Annotated in this window: 18 protein-coding genes, 1 pseudogene and 1 riboswitch; of the genes and pseudogenes, 11 read left to right on the top strand and 8 right to left on the bottom strand. The window is 69.8% G+C overall.

Annotated features, from left to right (window positions below; genetic code table 11):
- The 4 genes and pseudogenes from F3J15_RS33760 to F3J15_RS33745 form a co-directional block, all read left to right on the top strand.
- Positions 1-235 (top strand): annotated as a pseudogene (locus tag F3J15_RS33760) (magnesium chelatase); the annotation flags it as partial.
- Positions 236-292: 57 nt separating this feature from the next.
- Positions 293-745 (top strand): YaiI/YqxD family protein, encoded by a 453-nt coding sequence (locus F3J15_RS33755; protein WP_089445619.1) that lies wholly within the window; start codon positions 293-295, stop codon positions 743-745.
- 174 nt (positions 746-919) lie between these two features.
- Positions 920-1,492 (top strand): DUF1993 domain-containing protein, encoded by a 573-nt coding sequence (locus tag F3J15_RS33750; protein ID WP_166896658.1) that lies wholly within the window; start codon positions 920-922, stop codon positions 1,490-1,492.
- A gap of 31 nt (positions 1,493-1,523) precedes the next feature.
- Positions 1,524-1,850: a low molecular weight protein tyrosine phosphatase family protein gene (locus F3J15_RS33745; RefSeq protein WP_069247946.1), complete on the top strand. Its 327-nt coding sequence runs from the start codon at positions 1,524-1,526 to the stop codon at positions 1,848-1,850.
- Between the two features lie 21 nt (positions 1,851-1,871).
- On the opposite strand, the gene F3J15_RS33740 is transcribed toward F3J15_RS33745, so the two are convergent.
- Both F3J15_RS33740 and F3J15_RS33735 read right to left on the bottom strand, forming a co-directional pair.
- Entirely contained in the window at positions 1,872-2,294 is a 423-nt protein-coding gene (locus F3J15_RS33740; RefSeq protein ID WP_166896656.1) for an NUDIX hydrolase, read from the bottom strand.
- A 149-nt stretch (positions 2,295-2,443) separates the two neighbouring features.
- A complete protein-coding gene (locus F3J15_RS33735) occupies positions 2,444-2,704 on the bottom strand; it encodes a hypothetical protein (protein WP_166896654.1) in 261 nt (86 codons plus the stop codon).
- Positions 2,705-2,979: 275 nt separating this feature from the next.
- Here F3J15_RS33735 and F3J15_RS33730 point away from each other — a divergent pair, with 275 nt between their 5' ends.
- From F3J15_RS33730 to F3J15_RS33715, 4 genes are all read left to right on the top strand, one after another.
- Entirely contained in the window at positions 2,980-4,146 is a 1,167-nt protein-coding gene (locus F3J15_RS33730) for a CoA transferase (protein WP_166896652.1), read from the top strand.
- A gap of 125 nt (positions 4,147-4,271) precedes the next feature.
- The gene (locus tag F3J15_RS33725; protein ID WP_166896650.1) at positions 4,272-5,573 is read left to right on the top strand and encodes a citrate:proton symporter; all 1,302 of its coding nucleotides are present in this window, start codon (positions 4,272-4,274) and stop codon (positions 5,571-5,573) included.
- Between the two features lie 130 nt (positions 5,574-5,703).
- Positions 5,704-6,870 (top strand): acyl-CoA dehydrogenase family protein, encoded by a 1,167-nt coding sequence (locus tag F3J15_RS33720; RefSeq protein ID WP_166896648.1) that lies wholly within the window; start codon positions 5,704-5,706, stop codon positions 6,868-6,870.
- Positions 6,871-6,930: 60 nt separating this feature from the next.
- Entirely contained in the window at positions 6,931-7,674 is a 744-nt protein-coding gene (locus tag F3J15_RS33715; RefSeq protein WP_069247952.1) for an IclR family transcriptional regulator, read from the top strand.
- A 116-nt stretch (positions 7,675-7,790) separates the two neighbouring features.
- On the opposite strand, the gene F3J15_RS33710 is transcribed toward F3J15_RS33715, so the two are convergent.
- A complete protein-coding gene (locus tag F3J15_RS33710) occupies positions 7,791-9,146 on the bottom strand; it encodes a chitinase (protein ID WP_166896646.1) in 1,356 nt (451 codons plus the stop codon).
- Between the two features lie 251 nt (positions 9,147-9,397).
- The gene (locus tag F3J15_RS33705) at positions 9,398-10,300 is read right to left on the bottom strand and encodes a LysR substrate-binding domain-containing protein (RefSeq protein WP_166896644.1); all 903 of its coding nucleotides are present in this window, start codon (positions 10,298-10,300) and stop codon (positions 9,398-9,400) included.
- A gap of 95 nt (positions 10,301-10,395) precedes the next feature.
- Between F3J15_RS33705 and F3J15_RS33700 the strand changes: the two genes are divergently transcribed.
- A complete protein-coding gene (locus F3J15_RS33700) occupies positions 10,396-11,604 on the top strand; it encodes an MFS transporter (RefSeq protein ID WP_166896642.1) in 1,209 nt (402 codons plus the stop codon).
- Positions 11,605-11,610: 6 nt separating this feature from the next.
- Here F3J15_RS33700 and cobJ read toward each other — a convergent pair whose 3' ends face one another.
- From cobJ to cobG, 4 genes are read right to left on the bottom strand one after another with little or no spacing between them, the layout of a single operon-like run.
- Positions 11,611-13,368: a precorrin-3B C(17)-methyltransferase gene (gene cobJ / locus F3J15_RS33695; protein WP_166896640.1), complete on the bottom strand. Its 1,758-nt coding sequence runs from the start codon at positions 13,366-13,368 to the stop codon at positions 11,611-11,613.
- A complete protein-coding gene (locus F3J15_RS33690) occupies positions 13,365-14,099 on the bottom strand; it encodes a precorrin-2 C(20)-methyltransferase (protein WP_166896637.1) in 735 nt (244 codons plus the stop codon). The genes cobJ and F3J15_RS33690 overlap by 4 nt, the downstream gene beginning before the upstream one ends.
- Positions 14,096-14,722, bottom strand: coding sequence for a precorrin-8X methylmutase (locus F3J15_RS33685; protein WP_069247958.1), 627 nt, complete (start codon positions 14,720-14,722; stop codon positions 14,096-14,098). The genes F3J15_RS33690 and F3J15_RS33685 overlap by 4 nt, the downstream gene beginning before the upstream one ends.
- The gene (gene cobG, locus F3J15_RS33680; RefSeq protein ID WP_345891589.1) at positions 14,715-16,079 is read right to left on the bottom strand and encodes a precorrin-3B synthase; all 1,365 of its coding nucleotides are present in this window, start codon (positions 16,077-16,079) and stop codon (positions 14,715-14,717) included. The genes F3J15_RS33685 and cobG overlap by 8 nt, the downstream gene beginning before the upstream one ends.
- A 106-nt stretch (positions 16,080-16,185) precedes the next feature.
- Positions 16,186-16,377: riboswitch (cobalamin riboswitch) on the bottom strand.
- 142 nt (positions 16,378-16,519) lie between these two features.
- Between cobG and F3J15_RS33675 the strand changes: the two genes are divergently transcribed.
- Both F3J15_RS33675 and cbiE read left to right on the top strand, forming a co-directional pair.
- On the top strand, positions 16,520-16,816 hold the full coding sequence (locus tag F3J15_RS33675) for a hypothetical protein (protein WP_089445634.1): 297 nt from the start codon (positions 16,520-16,522) through the stop codon (positions 16,814-16,816).
- Between the two features lie 141 nt (positions 16,817-16,957).
- The coding region (cbiE, locus tag F3J15_RS33670; RefSeq protein ID WP_166896633.1) for a precorrin-6y C5,15-methyltransferase (decarboxylating) subunit CbiE at positions 16,958-17,823 on the top strand (866 nt) is incomplete at its 3' end.

Genomic DNA, 17,823 nt, shown 5'->3' with positions numbered 1-17,823 from the left:
AGCTCGCGCCGCCGCGCGCGCGGCGCGGCGCGCGCCGGCCAAGCAGCGCTGGCTGTGGGTGTTGTCCGACGGACGCACGCGCGAGGCGCCCGCGAAACCCGCGGCGGCCGATCACGTCGTGTTCGTCGACTTTGACGATGCGGCCGTGCGGATCGGGCAGGGCGCGCGGCTGGCCGACGCGTGGGGCGCGCAGTGGGTGACGGCCGACGCGCTGTGCACGGGTCGCGCCGGCTGATGGCCGGCCGTGCGCTATGATCGCCGTTTCTGCTTCAACCCATTGGAACAACCCGCCATGCAAGTACTGGTCGATGCCGACGCGTGTCCCGCCGTCATCAAGGACATGCTGTTTCGCGCCGCGCGTCGTGCCGAAATCTGCGTGACGCTGGTCGCGAACCAGTTTCTGCGCACACCGCCGTCGCCGTTCATCAAGGCGGTGCAGGTACCGGCCGGCTTCGACGTGGCCGATGCGCGCATCGTCGAGCTGGTGGAAGCGGGCGACCTCGTGATCACCGCCGACATTCCGCTGGCCGCCGCCGTGCTCGACAAGGGCGCGCATGCGCTCGACCCGCGCGGTAACTGGTTCAGCCGCGAGAACATCGAGGAACGCCTGTCGACGCGCGCGATGATGGATCAGTTGCGCAGCGCGGGCATCGACACGGGCGGGCCGGCGCCGTTCAGCGCACGCGACGGCAAGGCGTTTGCCTCGCAGTTCGACCGGTTCCTGGCGCGACAGGGCAAGCCTTGAGGTTGCATCGCGGCGGCCGCGTGTCGTGATCGCCCTGCGTGGGGCTACCCCTGCGCGCCATGCGCTGCATCACCGAATCCGCGTTGAATCGCGCGCATCGCCCAGACGCGGATGCAGGTTCGTGCCGGCGCTGTTATCGTGGCAGAAACCACAACACAGCATAGGAGCGCACGCGTGTCACCGACTCAACTTCTCGTTCCGACCTACACCCAGATGCTGCGCGCGCAGTCCGCGTGGCTCGACAAGGCTGCCGCACACCGCGAGGCCGCGGGCGACGCGCCCGACGCGGCGATGTTGCTGAAGCTGGCGCCCGACATGTATCCGCTCGCGGCACAGGTGCGCTTCTCGTGCTTCCAGGCGATGGAGCCCATCCACCGGCTGCGCGGCGAATCGTTGCCGGCCGCGCTGCTCGCATTGCGCGAGGCGGGATGGCATGCGGATGCGCAGCCCGGCACGCTCGCCGACGCGCAGGCGATCATCGCCGGCACGCTGACCTTTCTCGGCGACCTCGCGCCGGATGCGCTCGATCGCGGTGCCGCACTGCCGATCGCGCTCGACATGCCGAACGGGATCGCGTTCGACATGACGGGCGAACAGTACGCGCGCGACTGGGCGCTGCCGCAGTTCTACTTCCACGCGATCACCGCTTACGCGATCCTGCGCCACCACGGCGTCGAACTCGGCAAGGCCGACTACGTGCCGCACATGCTCGCGTACGTCCGGCCGGGCACGATTCCGCAAGGGTGAGCCGGCAGGCGCCGGGCAACCACGAGGCGACATGACGCGGGCACTCTTCATCTGCAGCCGCAACCGGCTGCGCAGCCCGACGGCCGAGGCGGTATTCGCCGCGTGGCCTGGCGTCGAAACCGACTCCGCGGGCCTCGCGCCCGATGCGGACACGCGCGTGTCCGCCGAACAGCTCGACTGGGCCGACGTCGTATTCGTGATGGAGCGTGCGCACAAGGCGAGGTTGGCGGCGCAATTCGGCGCGCATCTGCGGCACAAGAAGATCGTGTGCCTCGACATTCCCGACCGTTACGCTTACATGCAGCCGGAACTCGTCACGTTGCTCGAACGCAAGGCCGGCCCGTTGCTGCGCGCGTGACCGGCGCGGGTGATAGGGACGTCAGCGCAGCCGGCCGTTCGCGATCGCTGAAAAACCGTCGAGGCGCAGCAACTCGATGATCTTGCGCGTCGGCACGCTCGCACGCAGCGTGTCGAGCCGGTCGACGGTGAACCACTTGCAGCGGGCGATCTCGTTGCTCGCGCGCGGCGTGAGGTGCGCCGGCACGTCGGCCACGAACACGTGATGGAGCTTCGTCAGCCCGCCGAACTGCACCGCGTAGTCGAGCGAGAGCCCCTCCAGCCGGGTTTCCTCGGCAAGCTCCCGCAATGCAGCATCGAGCGGCGTTTCACCACGCCGGATCGTGCCGCCCGGCAGCGACCAGCGCGACGCGGTGCGGGCGACCAGCAGCACGCTGCTGCGCTGACGGCACACGATCGTGGCGCGTTCCTTGATGACGGCGAGAGTGTCCAGCCCGGTACTCATGTTCGGTAAAACAGGTGCTGAATCGTGGAGAAAAGGCGTGTCGGCGGCGCGTTCCCGGCAGCAGGCCGCAACGGCGTACAGGCACCCGCACCGATCTTAGCGGCCGTTCATGACAGTTCCATGCACGCCTTCGCGGGACCAACGCCGGGTCACGCGTGCGTATAGATGTCGCTGCGCGCGGGCTTCGCGTGGCGCGGCTGGCGGCGCGTTTGAACAGCACGCCGATGGTGGGACGGCGGCGGCGTGACGTGCCGGCGCGTGGGCGCGGGCCGTGCGGTCGGTGAAGCCGACTGCGGCGATCCGCCCGGCATCCCGGTCTGTCCCTCGCCGAAATGGAACGTCTGGGTTTGCGCGTGTCCGACGCCCAGCGTCGACGCCAGCATGAAGGCCGCCAGCAGCATCCGTTTCATGAAAGATCCGTCCGATTTTTTGAGATGAAGATTGCCCGCCAGCTTAGCGAAAGGCGGGACGCCCCTGCAACCGGCTCGTGTTTGGTGTGGCCCCCACTTGCGCGCGACGGCGCCTTCCGCTGCGCCTCAGGGTGCCGCCGGGGTTGACAATGCAATTCCTGAGTGTGAATATAAATTCACACACAAGAATTATTCGCTGAATCCGGAAGGTCGCGCCCAGGCGCCGGGCCTGCCGGGAACGGCAGTCCGATCAACCGGAACCAGGAGCGGGACGCATGGCGGAACACGAGCAGCAGGGCGCGCTGGCGGGATTGCGCATCATCGATCTGTCGCGGGTGCTGGGCGGCCCGTATGCCACGCAGATCCTGGCCGACCACGGCGCGGAGGTGATCAAGGTCGAACCGCCGTCCGGCGACGAGACGCGCACGTGGGGCCCGCCGTTCGACGGCGATACCGCGTCGTACTTCCTCGGCGTGAACCGCAACAAGCTCGGCATCGCGCTCGACCTCACGCAACCGGCCGACCGCGAGCGGCTGCTCGGCCTGCTCGAACATGCGGACGCGATCGTCGAGAACTTCAAGATCGGCACGATGGAGCGCTGGGGGCTCGGCTTCGACGCGCTGCATGCGCGGTTTCCGCGCCTCGTCCATTGCCGCGTGTCGGGCTTCGGCGCGGACGGCCCGCTCGGCGGGCTGCCCGGCTACGACGCGGCCGTGCAGGCGCTCGCGGGGCTGATGAGCGTCAATGGCGAAGCCGGTGGCGCGCCGCTGCGGGTCGGCGTGCCGATCGTCGATCTCGTCACCGGGCTGAACGCGGCGCTCGGCGTGCTGATGGCGCTGCGCGAGCGCGACGCGAGCGGCCGCGGCCAGTTCGTCGAATCGACGCTGTTCGACTGCGCACTGTCGATCCTGCATCCGCATACGCCGAACTTCTTCCATTCGGGGAATGCACCGGTGCGCACCGGCAACGCGCATCCGAACATCACGCCGTACGACAGCTTTCCGACGGCGAGCGTCGACATCTTTCTGGCGGTCGGCAACAACGGGCAGTTCGCGGGCTTGTGCGACGTGCTCGGCACGCGCGACTGGCTCGACGATCCGCGTTTCGCGGACAACCGCGCGCGCAGCGCGAACCGCGCCGCGTTGCGCACGCTGCTCGAAACGGCGCTGGCCGGACACGACGGGGCGGCGCTCGCCGAGCAGCTAATGCGCCGTGGCGTGCCGTGCGCGCCGGTGCTCGGGCTCGATGCGGCGCTCGACCATCCGCATGTCGCACATCGGCAGATGAAGGTCGAGCTGGGCCGGCATCGCGGCATCGCGTCGCCGATCAAGCTCGGCCGCACGCCGGCCACGTACCGGCGGCCGCCGCCCGCGCTGAACGAACACGCGGCGCAGGTGTTCGCCGACGCGCACGCCTGCGACCACGACACACGCCGGGACTGACCGGCATCGCGGCCGCCGGCCGTGTCGCGCGCCCGATGGCGCGGCACGGCCACGCGACCCGCATGCCCCTTCGAACACCATGCCGGGCGCCTGCACAGGCGCACCGGCTGAAGAGGAGACGCATCATGCTTGCATGGATCGGCGCGATCGCCATCGTCGCGCTGTTCGGCCTGATCATCACGAAGCGGCTGTCGCCGCTGGTCGCGCTGATCGTCGTGCCGGTGGCCGCGTCGCTCGCGGCCGGGTTCGGGCTCGCGACCGGCAAGTTCATCGTGCACGGCGTACAGAACATCGGCCCGATCGCCGGGATGTTCGTTTTTGCGATTCTTTTTTTCGGAATCCTCACCGACGCCGGGATGCTCGATCCGATCATCGCGGGCGTACTGCGCGTGATCGGCTGCCATCCGCCGCGTATCGTGATGGGCTCGGCGCTGCTCGCACTGCTGATCCATCTCGACGGCTCGGGCGCCGTCACGTTCCTCGTCACGCTGCCCGCGATGATGCCGCTCTATACGCGGCTCGGGATGGATCGCCGCATCCTCGCGTGCGTCGCGTCGATGGCGGCCGGCGTCAATTTCCTGCCGTGGGTCGGGCCGATGCTGCGCGCGTCGGCGGCGCTGCACATTCCCGGCTCCGCGATCTTCATGCCGATGATTCCGGTGCAGATCGTCGGCCTTGTGTTCGTGTTCGGCACCGCCTACGTGCTCGGCGTGCGCGAGGCAAAGCGGCTCGGGCTCGATCGTGCCGGCGCGGCGTCGCTCGCGATTGCGCCGCGGGCGCTGACCGATGCCGAGCGCGCGTTGCGCCGGCCGGAGCGCTTCCGGATCAATCTCGTGCTGACGCTCGTCGTGCTCGTCACGCTCGTGTCGGGCATCGTCGACCCGATGGTGATGTTCATGCTCGGCACGGTCGCCGCGCTCGTGATCAACTACCCGGACGTGCAGGCCCAGCGCGAACGGATCGACGCGCATGCCAGGGCCGCGCTGATGATGGCGAGCGTGCTGCTCGCGGCCGGCGCGTTCACCGGCATCATGTCCGGCACCGGGATGCTGAAGGCGATGGCGGACGTGGTCGTCGCACACGTGCCGGTCGAGCATGCGCGCCACATGCCGTTCGTGCTCGGGCTGCTGTCGATGCCGCTCAGCCTGCTGTTCGACCCCGATTCGTTCTACTTCGGCGTGCTGCCGGTGCTCGCCGAAAGCGCGAAGCTGCTCGGCGTGCCGCCGATCCAGATGGCGCAGGCCGCGCTGCTCGGCCAGATGACGACGGGCTTTCCGGTGAGCCCGCTCACGCCCGCGACGTTCCTGATCGTCGGCCTGACCGGCGTCGAGCTGGCCGAGCACCAGAAATTCACGATTCCGTTCCTGTTCGCCGCCACCGTGCTGATGGTGTTCGCCGCCGTGATCGTGGGCGTGTTTCCGTTGTGAGCGCCCGGGACTTGCCGCTTCGTGCCGGCGCGCCCGGCAAAGGGACGTCCGTCGAAGCGGAAACCGTGGCGCCGCCTGTCGCTTTCTTGAGAGCGGCGCGACCGCTCACCTTTTTCCGGGAGTGCATGCCATGCAGTTCGACCTGACCGATGACCAGCGCGCGATTGAAAGCGCGATCGAGAAAATCTGTGCGCGCTTCGGCGACGACTACTGGCTCGAACGCGATCGCGCGGGCGGGTTTCCGGCCGATTTCCACGCGGCGCTCGCCGAGGCCGGATGGCTCGGCATCGCGATGGACCCGGCCCATGGCGGCGCCGGGCTCGGCATGACCGAGGCCGCGCTGATGATGCGCACGATCAGCGCATCGGGTGCGGGCCTGTCCGGCGCGTCGGCCGTCCACATGAACATCTTCGGGCTGAATCCGGTGCAGGTGTTCGGCAACGACGCGCAGAAGGCGCGCTTCCTGCCGCCGCTGATCGCCGGGCGCGACAAGGCGTGCTTCGCGGTGACGGAACCCGATGCGGGCCTCGACACCACGCACCTGACCACGCAGGCGCGCCGCGATGGCGATCATTACGTGCTGAGCGGGCGCAAGATCTGGATCTCGACCGCGCAGGTCGCGAACAAGATGCTGATCATCGCGCGCACGACGCCGCTCGACCAGGTCGCGAAGCCGACCGACGGGCTGAGCCTGTTCTATACCGACCTCGACCGCTCGCGCGTCGAGGTGCGCGAGATCGAGAAGATGGGCCGCAAGGCGGTCGATTCGAACATGCTGTTCATCGACAACCTGCGCGTGCCGGAAGGCGACCTGATCGGCCACGAAGGCGACGGCTTCCGCTACCTGCTGCACGGGCTGAATCCCGAACGGATCCTGATCGCCGCGGAGGCGATCGGGCTCGGCCAGGCCGCGCTGCGCCGCGCGACGCAGTACGCGTGCGAGCGCGTCGTGTTCGGCCGGCCGATCGGGCAGAACCAGTCGATCCAGCATCCGCTCGCGCAGGCGTGGATGCAGCTCGAGGCCGCGTGGCTGATGGTGATGAAGGCCGCGACGCGCTACGACGCGGGGCAGTCGTGCGGCGCGGAGGCGAACGCCGCGAAATACCTCGGTGCGGAAGCCGCGTTCCAGGCATGCCAAACGGCGGTCGCGACGCACGGCGGAATGGGCTATGCGAAGGAATACCATGTCGAGCGCTACCTGCGCGAGTGTATGATTCCGAGGCTCGCGCCCGTGAGCCCGCAACTGATCCTGTGCTACATCGCGGAGAAGGTGCTCGGGCTGCCGAAGTCGTACTGACCGGTCCGACCCGGCGGCCGGCCCGGTGCGCGGTTTCCCGTTCCGATTCAAGCCCTCGTCATGGACGTCAAACTCGTTGCCCGCACGCTCGACCTGTTCGAGCTGTTCGCCGCCGAACGGCGGCCGCTGCCGCTCACCGAACTCGCGCGCCTGCTCAATGTGCCGGCGTCGAGCTGCCTCGCGATGGCGCGCACGCTCGTGAGCCGCGGCTACCTGTACGAAGTGCGCAAGCGCGGCGGCTACTATCCGACGCGCCGCCTGCAGACGCTCGCCGCCGCGATCGACGCGACCGACCCGGTCGTCGACATCGTCCATCCGCATCTCGTCGCGCTGCGCGACGCGAGCCGCGAGACGGCCGTGCTCGGCAAGATCCAGGGGGTGTCCGTCACGTATCTCGACGTCGTCGAATCGGAGCAGGCGATCCGCTATACGCGCGCGCCGGGCGAACTGCGCCCGCTGCATGCGAACTCGATCGGCAAGGCGATCTTCGCGGAACTGGCCGGCGACGCGCAGCAGGCGCTCGGCGCGCAGTTGCCGTTCGAGCGCTTCACCGATGCGACGGTGGCGGATCTACCCGCGCTCGTCGCGCAAACCGCGCGGTTTCGCGAACTCGGCTGGGCCGAGAACTTCGGCGAGAGCGCGCCCGAGCTGTCGGCGATCGCGGTTGCGTTGACGCTCGACGGCGACTGGTACGGGCTGTCGGTGGTCGGGCCGACCGAGCGGATTCGCCAGCATCGCGACACGCATGCGGCGCTGCTCGTCGACGCGAAGGCCAGGCTGCTGGCCGAGCACGCGCGCGACTGAAAGCGGGCAGGGTGCGCCGATCAGCGGGCCGTCCGCTGGCGATCCGGTAGCGAGCGATCGCCGTGAACGGCCCCCGATGCACAGGCCTGAAGCCTAGCGACGGCCGCTACGCCGCATCACGACTTCACCCACACACCGCCCGCACTCGGGTTGTCGCCTTGCGTCCACCATTTCGCGCAGTATTTCGCGCCCTGGTACATCACGCAGGTGCCGCCTGAATACGCGGTAGTTGCCGACCACGTGGGCGTACCGCCGCCGACCACTTTCCACACGGCGGCCTGGCCGGGCACGTCGCCCTGCGTCCACCATTGCGCCTGGTACGTCGTGCCCTGGTAGGTGACCGTCGCGCCGGCCGTATAGACCTGGCCGGCCGCCCAGGGCGCGCCCGGCTGCGGCGTGCCGCCGTCCGAGCCGCCGCCGTAGTTCGGATCCTGCGTGACGCCCGCACCCCACTTGCCGTCGAGCCGCTTGAAGATCGTCGCAAATGCGTACGGCTGCTGCGCGACGCCCGAGCAGGTCGGCGACGCATACGCGCCGCCCGACGGGCAGGCCTGATCGCGGCCGACCGACCAGTTGCCGAAGAAGCCGTAGCCGTTGCTGACGGCCGCGTTCAGCACGCTTTGCGCGTTCGCGAGCGTGAAGGTTTCGCCTTGTACGTCGTTCACGCCGATCATCGGCGTGACGCCGACCATCTGCCAGAGCTGCGCGTTGGTCTTCGGCTGGCCCGCCGACTTGAAGGCCGTATCGAGTTGCGAGTACAGCGCCTGCGCGGCGCTGATCGCGGCCGCGCCCATGTCGAGGTTCGCGGGGCCGTAGTCCATCGCCATCACGTTCACCGCATCGAACGCGGTCTTGTTCGAGATCGCCGCATTGACGACGTTCAGGCCGTCCTGCGTGAGCCCGGTCGGCATCGTCGGCAGCGTCAGCGTGACGTGCAGCGGCTTGCCTTTCGCCGCGTAGCTCGCCTGCAGCTGAGTAACCGCCTGGAAGTTGCGCGCGACCGCGGCCGTATCCAGCTGCGACACGCCCTCGATGTCGAAGTCGACGTGCGTGAGGCCGTACGTGTCGATCACGGTCTGGTACGCGCTCGCCAGCGCGGGGACCGTCGTGCATGCCTGCATCAGCGGCGTGCCGTTCGCACCGCCGAACGACACGGCGACTTCGCCGCCTTTCGCGCGATAGCTCGCGATCGACGTCGACAGCGCGGTCAGCAGGCCGCCGCTCGCGCCGTTGCCGATCGGCTGCACGCCGCCCCACGACGGCACACAGCCGTTGCCCGCGACCACGAACGCGAGCGTGAACTGCTGGATGCCTTGCCGGACGCCGATCTGGTCGACGAGCGGCGTCGGATAGAGCGTCACGTCGACATAGGGCGCATAGACGCCGGCGCCCTGGGACACGCTCGCCACTGCAAGCAGGCAACCCGCTGCAAATGCGCGCGGGATGAAACGCGGCAACACATTGTTGTGCATTGTGTTCTCCAAGTGGAAGAGGGATACGCTGGCCCGCGTATCGCCGCCGGTCGGGCGACCGGGCATGCCCGGCCGACGGCGTGCTCATCTTGGAGGATTCGCGTCGAATAGTGAATAGTCAGGAGTTCTTTTTGTTATTTGATTCCCGATACGTAACGATCTTGCCGATTCGACACAGTTCCTGAATGCGTGACGCGGGTGATTTTTCCGATTCGATCGGGTGAGGGCCGACGCGTGTCGTTCGTCGCGCTTCAAGCCGATGGCGACTGCACGAGCGAGCGTGCCAGTGCGACGAAGCGCTCGACGCACACCGACGCGAACGGCTCGTTCCATGACACGATCTGCTCGACCGCGCGCGTGCCGGCAAGCGGCACGTAGACGACGCCCGGACGCTGCAGCGTCGCCGTGAAGCCCGGCACGATCGCGATCCCGCGTTCGGCGGCCACCAGCGACACGAGCGTCGTGATCTGTGCCGCGGTCGCGCCGATCCGCGGCGTGAATCCGGCTTGCGCGCACAGGTCGTGCAGTGCAGCGGTCAACGCCGAGCCGTAACCGGGCGGAAAGGTGACGAAGGTTGCGTTCGCAAGCGTCGCGACGTCGACGTTCGCACGGCCCGCGAGCGGATCGCCGGCCGGCACGGCCGCGACGAGCGGTTCGCGCGATGCGACGAGCGATGCCACCGGCACGCCGGGCGCACCGTGCCACGCCCAGCCGAAACCGATGTCCATCGAGCCGTCCGCGATCTGCTGGCGCTGGCTCGCGGTCGCCGCCTCGCGGAACGTCAGCTCGACGTCGGGCATCGTCCGGCTCGCGACGCGGATGACGTCAGGGAACGTGTCGGACATCGGAATCGAACTCGCATAGCCGATCACGATTCGCCCGGCGATGCCCTGCGCGATCTTGCGCGCGCTCGCTTCGGCCTCGGCGGCCGCGCTGACGACGTGGCGCGCATGGTCGAGGAACGCGGCGCCTTCCGGCGTCAGCCGCACCGCACGCGTCGAACGTTCGAACAGCCGGACGCCGAGCTCGCTCTCGAGTGCGGCGATATGGCGCGTCAGCGGCGGCTGCGCGACCCGCAGGCGCAACGCGGCGCGGCCGAAGTGCAGTTCGTCGGCGACGACCACGAAATAGCGGAGGCGGCGCAGGTCGAGCATTGTTGTCGTTCCGGTATCAATGGCGTTTGAAAACGGTATTGGCGTGCACGCGGCGCACTCGTCAGACTGTCGGCATCGACGACCAGGCAGCTCCGATGAACGACAGGACCACGCGTATCGCGTTCTTTCTCTGCGGCTTCGCCGCGTTTCTCAATCTGTATTCGACGCAGGGCATCCTGCACGAACTCGCGGCCACCTTCGGCGTCAGCGCGGAGCGCGCGGGGCAGGGCGTGAGCGCCACCACGACGGCCGTCGCCATTATCGCGCCGTTCGTCGGCGTGCTGGCCGCGCGCATCGAGCGGCGCGTCGCAATCTCGCTCGCGGCGGTGGCCGTCGCGCTGCCGGTCGTGTGGTCCGCGCATGCGGGCAGTTTCGCGTCGTTCCTCGGCGCGCGCTTTGCCGCCGGTCTCGTCATGCCGTTCGTCTTCGCGCTGTCGATCGCCTATGTCGCCGAGCGCTTCGATCGCGGCACATCCGCCGAGATCAGCGCGCTGTTCGTCGCCGGCACGACGCTCGGCGGTTTCGCCGGCCGCTTCGCGACCAACCTGATGACGTCGATCTGGGGCTGGCGGCATGCGCTCGACGTCGTCGCGGCGCTGTGTCTCGTCACGGGCGTCGCGATCTACGCGAGCCTGCCGGCGTCCGGCGCGATCGCGCGGCGCGTCGAGCACGATACGGATAGCAGTGCGGGGCCGTCCTGGCGCATCGTCACGCGCGGCCCGCTGCTCGCGTCGTTCGCGATCGGCGCATGCGTGCTCGCGTCGCAGGTCGCGACGTTCACGTTCGTCGGCCTGCGCCTGGCCCGCGCGCCGTTCGGCTTCGGCACGGTCGGAATCGGCGCGATCTATGCGGTGTTTCTGGTGGCGGTGGTCGTGACTCCGCTGGCAGGACGCCTCGCGCGGCATCGCGGCCCGCGCGCCCCGGGGCTTGCGGCGGCCGCGCTCGCGATCGGCGGGGCGCTGCTGACGCTGTCCGACAACGTGCCGGTGATCCTGGCCGGCCTCGCGCTCAGCTCGACCGCCGTGTTCGTCGAACAGGCGTCGGCCAACACGTTCATCTCACAGGCGGCGTCCAGCGCGCGCTCGACGGCGATCGGCATCTACCTGTCCTGCTATTACTTCGGCGGCAGCCTCGGCTCGATCCTGCCGGTGCCCGGCTGGCATCGGTGGGGATGGACCGGCTGCGTCGCGTTCGTGGTCGCGGCGCAAGCGATCGTCGGCGTGCTCGTGTACCGGTTCTGGCATGCCGACGGCGCAGCCGGTGCCGCGCGTGCCGACGCAAGCGGCGTCACGCCGACACGCTGACCGGGTTCAGCGATACCAGCGCGGCGTATAGACCCACTCGCGTGTATTGCCGATCGCGAAGCGCCGCGTCGTCGACGAGCCGACGATCACCATCGTGCGCATGTCGACCTGGTCGCTGCGCAGCGCGCCGAGCGTCGTCGTCGTGAGCGTCGCGCCCGGCCGGCCGATGTCGCGGCCGAGCACGACCACCGTATCGGCGTTGCGGTGCGCGCGCACGACATCGAGCGCACGATCGAGCTGCCACGGCCGAGCACGCGAGATCGGGTTGTAGAACGCCATCACCAGATCGGCCTGCGCCGCGTGCCGCAGGCGCGTCTCGATCACGTCCCATGGCTTCAGGTTGTCCGACAGCGAGATCGCGCAGAAGTCGTGGCCAAGCGGCGCCCCGGCCTGCGCCGCCGTCGCGAGCGATGCCGAGATGCCGGGTTCCACGCGCAGGTCGACCGCGGCCCAGTGCGGATCGCGCGCTTCGTCGAGCGCTTCGAGCACGGCCGCGGCCATCGCGAACACGCCCGGGTCGCCCGACGACACGACCGCGACGCGCCGGCCCTCGGCCGCGAGCTCGAACGCATGGCGCGCGCGCTGCATTTCCTCGCGATTGTCGGTGCCGTGCACGCGCTGGTCGGCGCGGAACGGGCCGGCCATGTTCACGTAGGTCGTGTAGCCGAGGATGTCGGTCGCGTCAGAAAGCGTGGCGCGCGCGGCCGGCGTGAGCCAGTCGGCACCGCCCGGGCCGAGCCCGAGCACCGTCAGGCGGCCGCGCGCACGGCCGAGCGTGGCGGGATCGACCGGATGCGACGCGACCGCGCATGCGATGCCGTTCGTCGTGGCGCGCAGCGTGTGTGCGACGCGCAACGCGTGGCCGAGCAGGGTGGCTGCATCATCTGTCGCGTCAGCGTCAGCGTCAGCGTCAGCGTCAGCGTCAACGTCAACGTCAACGTCAGTATCGGCATCGATGAAGCGCAGCGGCACGTCGAGCGTTTGCGCGGCTTCTTCCAGCACGGCATCACCGATTGTCGATGCGGGCGCAACGATGGCCGCGAGCGCCAGTCGCGCGAGACCTTGCGAATCGAGTGCAGCATCAATGCGAACGGCAAGCGCTTCATCGCCATGGATAGCCCGCGCATCGACGCCAACCACCACGCTGCGCGGATGAATCACGAGTTCGTCGCGCGTACCACGCCATGCATCGGGGGTCACGCGGATCGCATGCGCGGCCGCGTCGTCGCGCGGCAGCGCGACATCGTCGAGCCACGGCGCCGCGCCGTCGATGCGCGTCGACGCGCCCGCGAGCAGATCGGATACGAAGCGCTTGCCCTGCGCGAGATCGGCGAGCGCATAGCCTTCCGGCGGATTGAGCACGCACGCGCCGAAGCGCAGTTCGCCGCTCGTCGTGATCGCCGGTGCGACACCGACGCATGCGGCGATTTCCCGCGCGATCACGTTGACGCCCGTCAGCCCGCCCAGCAGCGGCACGACCGCCGAGCCGTCTTCCGCCACAGCGAGCACGGGCGGCTCGACGCCCTTGTCGGCGAGCGCGGGGGCGATGCAGCGGATCACGATGCCGGCCGCGCACAGCGCGACGATCGGCAGGCCGCGCGCATAGAGTTCGCGCAGGTGCGCGCCGAGATCGTCGAACGGCACATCGGCTGCGACGCGCGACGCGAGGCCATGCACGCGCGCACCCGGATAACGCGCCTGAATGCGCCGCGCGGTATCGAGCGCGCCCGCGCCGAGAATCACGATCGCGGGCGGCGTGGTCATCCTTGCCATTTTTCCCCCGGCACGACGAGCAGCGAGAAATACGGCGACGCCATCGGGTCGACTTCGTCGAGCGGCACGATGCGCTGGCTTGCCATCGTCGCGCGCTCGACATACAGCGCGCGCTTCGCGAGCCCCAGCTCGTCGAGCACCCGCCGCACCTTGTCGAAATTGCGGCCGAGCTTCATCACGACGGCCGCGTCGGCCCGCGCGAGCCGTTCGCGCAGTTCATGCTCGGGCAACACGCCCGACAGCACCGACAGGCTCTGGTTGCGATAGACGAGCGGCTGGCCGAGCACCGCGGTGCCGCCGAGCATCGCGCACACGCCGGGGATCACCTCGGTGTCGTAGCGCGGCGCGAGGCGGTCGTGCAGGTACATGTACGAGCCGTAGAAGAACGGGTCGCCTTCGCAGATCACCGCGACGTCGCGCCCCGCGTCGAGATGCGCGGCAACGATCTCGGCGGCCGTATCGTAGAAGTCGGCGATCACCGTCTCGTAGCACAGCGGCGGCGGCAGCGCCTCGGTCGTCACCGGATAGACCAGCGGCAGTTGCGTCTGCCCGTCCTGCAGATGCGCTTCGACGATGCCGTACGCATTGCCTTTCTTGCCCTTCGCGACGAAATACGCGACCACGGGCGCGGCCTGGAGCACACGCAGCGCCTTGATCGTCATCAGTTCAGGATCGCCGGGGCCGACACCGACCCCGAACAGGCGTCCGCGCGCGGTCGTCATTCGACCTCCGTCGCGAGTGCGTTGACCGCCGCAGCGGCCATCGCGCTGCCGCCGCGCCGGCCGAGCAGGGCGACGTACGGCACTCCGCGGCTGTCGGCATCGAGCAGCGCCTTCGATTCGGCCGCGCCGATGAAGCCGACCGGGAAACCGAGGATCAGCGCGGGGCGCGGCGCGCCGGCGTCGATCATGTCGAGCAGGTGGAACAGCGCGGTCGGCGCATTACCGATCACGACGACGCTGCCCGCGAGATGCGGACGCCACAGTTCGAGCGCGGCGGCCGAACGCGTGTTGCCGAGATGCCGCGCGAGATCGGGCACCTCCGGCTCGCCGAGCGTGCAGATCACGCGGTTGGCCGCCGGCAACCGCGCGCGCGTGATGCCTTCGGCGACCATCCTGGCGTCGCACAGGATCGGCGCGCCGGCTGCGAGCGCCGTGCGGCCCGCCGTGCCGGCGCCGGCCGAGAAGCGCAGGTCGTAGACGACGTCGACCATCCCGCACGCATGGATCACGCGCACCGCGAGTTTCTCGAGGTCGGGCGGAACCTGCGACAGGTCGGCCTCGGCGCGGATCGTCGCGAACGACTGGCGGTAGATTTCCTGCCCGTCGCGAATGTAGTCAAGCATCGGTGGTGTCCTGGCTGTGCCGCGCGCCCGTCAGTCGGGCCGCGGCCTGGTCAATCGTCAGATGGGGCGCGAGCGGGGCGCCGAGGCCCGCAGCGGCGTCGCGCCGGTAAAGGTCGTAGTGCGCGGGCGCAACCGCGACGAGCGTGTGCGTCGCGGGATGCGGCAGCGCGCAGTGGCGCTCGCAGCCGGTCAGGTGCACGTCGACTGCATGGCCGATGCGGGCGGCGAGCGCGAGTGCGTCGTGCTTCGTGTCGGCGCGCGCCTTCGCGCAGCCCGCGCTGCCGGCGCACGCGACCAGCGTCGCCAGCGGATCGGACGACACGCAGACGAGGCCGAGCGACGCGAGCGCATCGAGCGTGGCCGGTGCGCGTTCGCGCGATACGCGATGCAGGAATACACCTTGCCATGGCGTCATCGACAGCGTGCCGTCCCCGTCGCGTTCGGCCAGCGCGGCGAGCCGTTCCAGTTGGGTGGCATCGAGTCGGCCGAGCACGAATTGGGCGCCGACGTTGCAACGCGTCGCCTCGCGCGACGGGCGCACGCCGAAACGCAGCGTCGGGTCGGTGCGCGTGCGGCGCCAGCCGGCGAGCGCCGGATCGGCTGCAAGCGGAAAGGGCAGGTAGTGCTGCGCGCGTTCGAGCAATGCGCGTTCGCCGCATGTTGCGAGCAGCGCGCGCATCCGCGTGACGTCCGCCGGCGCGAGATCGAGAAACGCGAGCAGCAGCGCGCGAACCAGCGCAGCAGCTTGATCCGGCGCCACGTCGACCGAAGCGGGTAGGTCGTCGTGCGCAACCGGCGGGCAGCCGGCCAGCCCGGCCGCGATGCGCACCGCGCCGTCGCCGCGACGCCAGGCGGCCAGCCAGATGTCGTGCGGATGATCGAGCGCCGCAACCGATTCGCCGCCGTCGAGCTGGATCGAGAATTTCGGCGACAGCTCGCCGCGACGCGGCTCGCGCGCCAGCATGTCGAAGAGCGTCGCGGCGAGCGCGCGGCTGTCGACGAGCGCGGCAGGGTCGTGGCCGGCGAGCGGGCTGAGCATCACGTTGCGGACGTCGTCGCTCGCGGCGAGCGCCGCCGTATCGGCGGCTGCATTCGAGGTGGCGTCGACGGGCGGGCCGAGACCCGCTTTGAGCAACGCACGCGTCAGCGCGTCGGCCGCGCCGTCGCGAATGCCGCGCAGCTGGAGATTCGCGCGATTGGTCGCGTCGATCGCGCCGGAGCCGAACGCACGCGCGGCGGCGGCGATCGCCCGTGCCTGGCACGCATCGAGCCGGCCGCCCGGCAGCTTGATCCGGCACAGTCCGCCGTCGGCGGCCGCGACCACGCGCACGAGCCCCGGGCAGGCCGACGGGCGCACGATGGGCGACGCAGGAATCGAAACGGGGGCGGAACTCAACGGGGTACCGGGACAGTGTCGCGCCGCGGCCAACGCATCGGTACACCCCGCCCGACGCCGACTGGCACGCACGCACTTTCTGGCCGGCAGGTCTCCTGGCTGACAGGTCGGCGCCGGCTCCCGGCCTTCCCGGTGGAACCAGTGGCATGAGGGGGAGATCGGCTCGCTGTCTACAGTTGCGGGGGCAGCCACAGCGGCGCGTGGCGCGCCCTGTGTTCCCTCTTCGGCCCCGAGGGGCACCGGCGAACGAACGGCCGTAGGATACCCGATTTTCGCGACGATCCGGCATCGGTAATTTGCCGCGCAACCGCGTCGCAGCACGGCTGCAACCGGTTTTTCGCTATCTCGCAAATGGTACGATTGGCGGCTCGACACCAGACCGGCGACCGCCGGAATCCGCGATGAAACTCGGCAGGACGGAGCTGTTCGGCATGGGCATCGCGCTGGGCCTGCTGGCCATCCCGGCCTGGATGCTGCTCGCGTGCATGCTGATCCCGCTTGCGCCGTTGGCCGAGTGGCCGAAGAATGTCGGGCTCGCCGGCCTCGGCGTGCCGATCGTGGCGGGCGGCACGTTCCTGTACAGGACAAGCGGGCCGCGGCCGCTCATGTGGCTGCTGCTCGGCTGGCTGCTGATCGCGTCGATCGGCGGCATGGTCCTTGGCTTGCTGGTGTTGATTGGCCCGGTGCCACGCGGCTGACGTCGTCGCCGTATCGCCCCGGCGGGCGGGCGACACGCACGGCGCGGGAGCGGATCAGAATCATCAACGAATCAACGCGCGGCGGCCCGGCCGCCGCGCATCGCAACACACGGTAGGGAATCGAACGATGGGGAAGGGTGCATGACGGCGTGGCTGACGGTAGTGGGCATCGGCGACGACGGTTACGCGGGGCTCGGACGCAGCGCGCGGCGCGCACTGCTCGACGCGACGCTCGTCGTCGGCGCGAAGCGGCATCTCGACATGCTGCCCGCGCGGCTGCCGGCCGCGCGCGAAGCGTGGCCGTCGCCGTTCGATCTGGCGGGCGTGCTGGCTCGGCGCGCGTCGCCCGTCTGCGTGCTCGCCAGCGGCGACCCGATGCTGTTCGGCGTCGGCGCCACGCTCGCGCGCCAGCTTTCCCCCGACGAATGGCGCGTCCTGCCCGCGCCGTCGTCGCTGTCGCTCGCGGCCGCGCGCCTCGGCTGGGCGCTGCAGGATGTCGGCGCGGTTTCGCTCGTCGGCCGGCCGCTTGCGACGCTCGCGCGTCACCTGCTGCCCGGCCGCCGCCTGTTCGTGCTGAGCGCCGACGGCCGCACGCCGGCTGCCGTCGCGGCCGAACTCGTCGCACGCGGCTTCGGGCCGACGCGCATCAGCGTGTTCGAACATCTCGGCGGCCCGCTCGAGCGGCGTCTCGACGGGCTCGCGCAGGACTGGCGCATCGACGAAACGGCCGCGCTCAACCTGGTCGCGCTCGACTGCCTGGCCGGCCCCGACGCGCCGCGCCGCGCGCTCACGCCCGGCCTGCCCGACGATGCGTACCGTCACGACGGCCAGCTCACCAAGCGCGACCTGCGCGCGATGACGCTCGGGCGTCTCGCGCCGGCGCCCGGCGAGCTGCTGTGGGACGTCGGCGCCGGCAGCGGCTCGATCGGCATCGAATGGATGCGCGCGCATCCGTCCTGCCAGGCGATCGCGATCGAAGCGCATGCGGAGCGGCAGCGCTTCATCGA

The sequence above is a fragment of the Burkholderia sp. Ap-955 genome (assembly GCF_011753045.1).
Classification (GTDB): Bacteria; Pseudomonadota; Gammaproteobacteria; order Burkholderiales; family Burkholderiaceae; genus Burkholderia; species Burkholderia lata_D.
This window is presented reverse-complemented; position numbering and strand designations above follow the sequence as displayed.

What these genes read in the sequence shown, in the direction of transcription:
- cobJ (WP_166896640.1), bottom strand. Translation starts at nt 13,368, where the DNA reads ATGACCACGCCGCCCGCGATCGTGATTCTCGGCGCGGGCGCGCTCGAT.
- F3J15_RS33745 (WP_069247946.1), top strand. Translation starts at nt 1,524, where the DNA reads ATGACGCGGGCACTCTTCATCTGCAGCCGCAACCGGCTGCGCAGCCCG.
- F3J15_RS33715 (WP_069247952.1), top strand. Translation starts at nt 6,931, where the DNA reads ATGGACGTCAAACTCGTTGCCCGCACGCTCGACCTGTTCGAGCTGTTC.
- F3J15_RS33740 (WP_166896656.1), bottom strand. Translation starts at nt 2,294, where the DNA reads ATGAGTACCGGGCTGGACACTCTCGCCGTCATCAAGGAACGCGCCACG.
- F3J15_RS33710 (WP_166896646.1), bottom strand. Translation starts at nt 9,146, where the DNA reads ATGCACAACAATGTGTTGCCGCGTTTCATCCCGCGCGCATTTGCAGCG.
- F3J15_RS33675 (WP_089445634.1), top strand. Translation starts at nt 16,520, where the DNA reads ATGAAACTCGGCAGGACGGAGCTGTTCGGCATGGGCATCGCGCTGGGC.
- F3J15_RS33735 (WP_166896654.1), bottom strand. Translation starts at nt 2,704, where the DNA reads ATGAAACGGATGCTGCTGGCGGCCTTCATGCTGGCGTCGACGCTGGGC.
- F3J15_RS33705 (WP_166896644.1), bottom strand. Translation starts at nt 10,300, where the DNA reads ATGCTCGACCTGCGCCGCCTCCGCTATTTCGTGGTCGTCGCCGACGAA.
- F3J15_RS33685 (WP_069247958.1), bottom strand. Translation starts at nt 14,722, where the DNA reads ATGCTTGACTACATTCGCGACGGGCAGGAAATCTACCGCCAGTCGTTC.
- F3J15_RS33755 (WP_089445619.1), top strand. Translation starts at nt 293, where the DNA reads ATGCAAGTACTGGTCGATGCCGACGCGTGTCCCGCCGTCATCAAGGAC.
- F3J15_RS33730 (WP_166896652.1), top strand. Translation starts at nt 2,980, where the DNA reads ATGGCGGAACACGAGCAGCAGGGCGCGCTGGCGGGATTGCGCATCATC.
- F3J15_RS33725 (WP_166896650.1), top strand. Translation starts at nt 4,272, where the DNA reads ATGCTTGCATGGATCGGCGCGATCGCCATCGTCGCGCTGTTCGGCCTG.
- F3J15_RS33700 (WP_166896642.1), top strand. Translation starts at nt 10,396, where the DNA reads ATGAACGACAGGACCACGCGTATCGCGTTCTTTCTCTGCGGCTTCGCC.
- F3J15_RS33690 (WP_166896637.1), bottom strand. Translation starts at nt 14,099, where the DNA reads ATGACGACCGCGCGCGGACGCCTGTTCGGGGTCGGTGTCGGCCCCGGC.
- F3J15_RS33720 (WP_166896648.1), top strand. Translation starts at nt 5,704, where the DNA reads ATGCAGTTCGACCTGACCGATGACCAGCGCGCGATTGAAAGCGCGATC.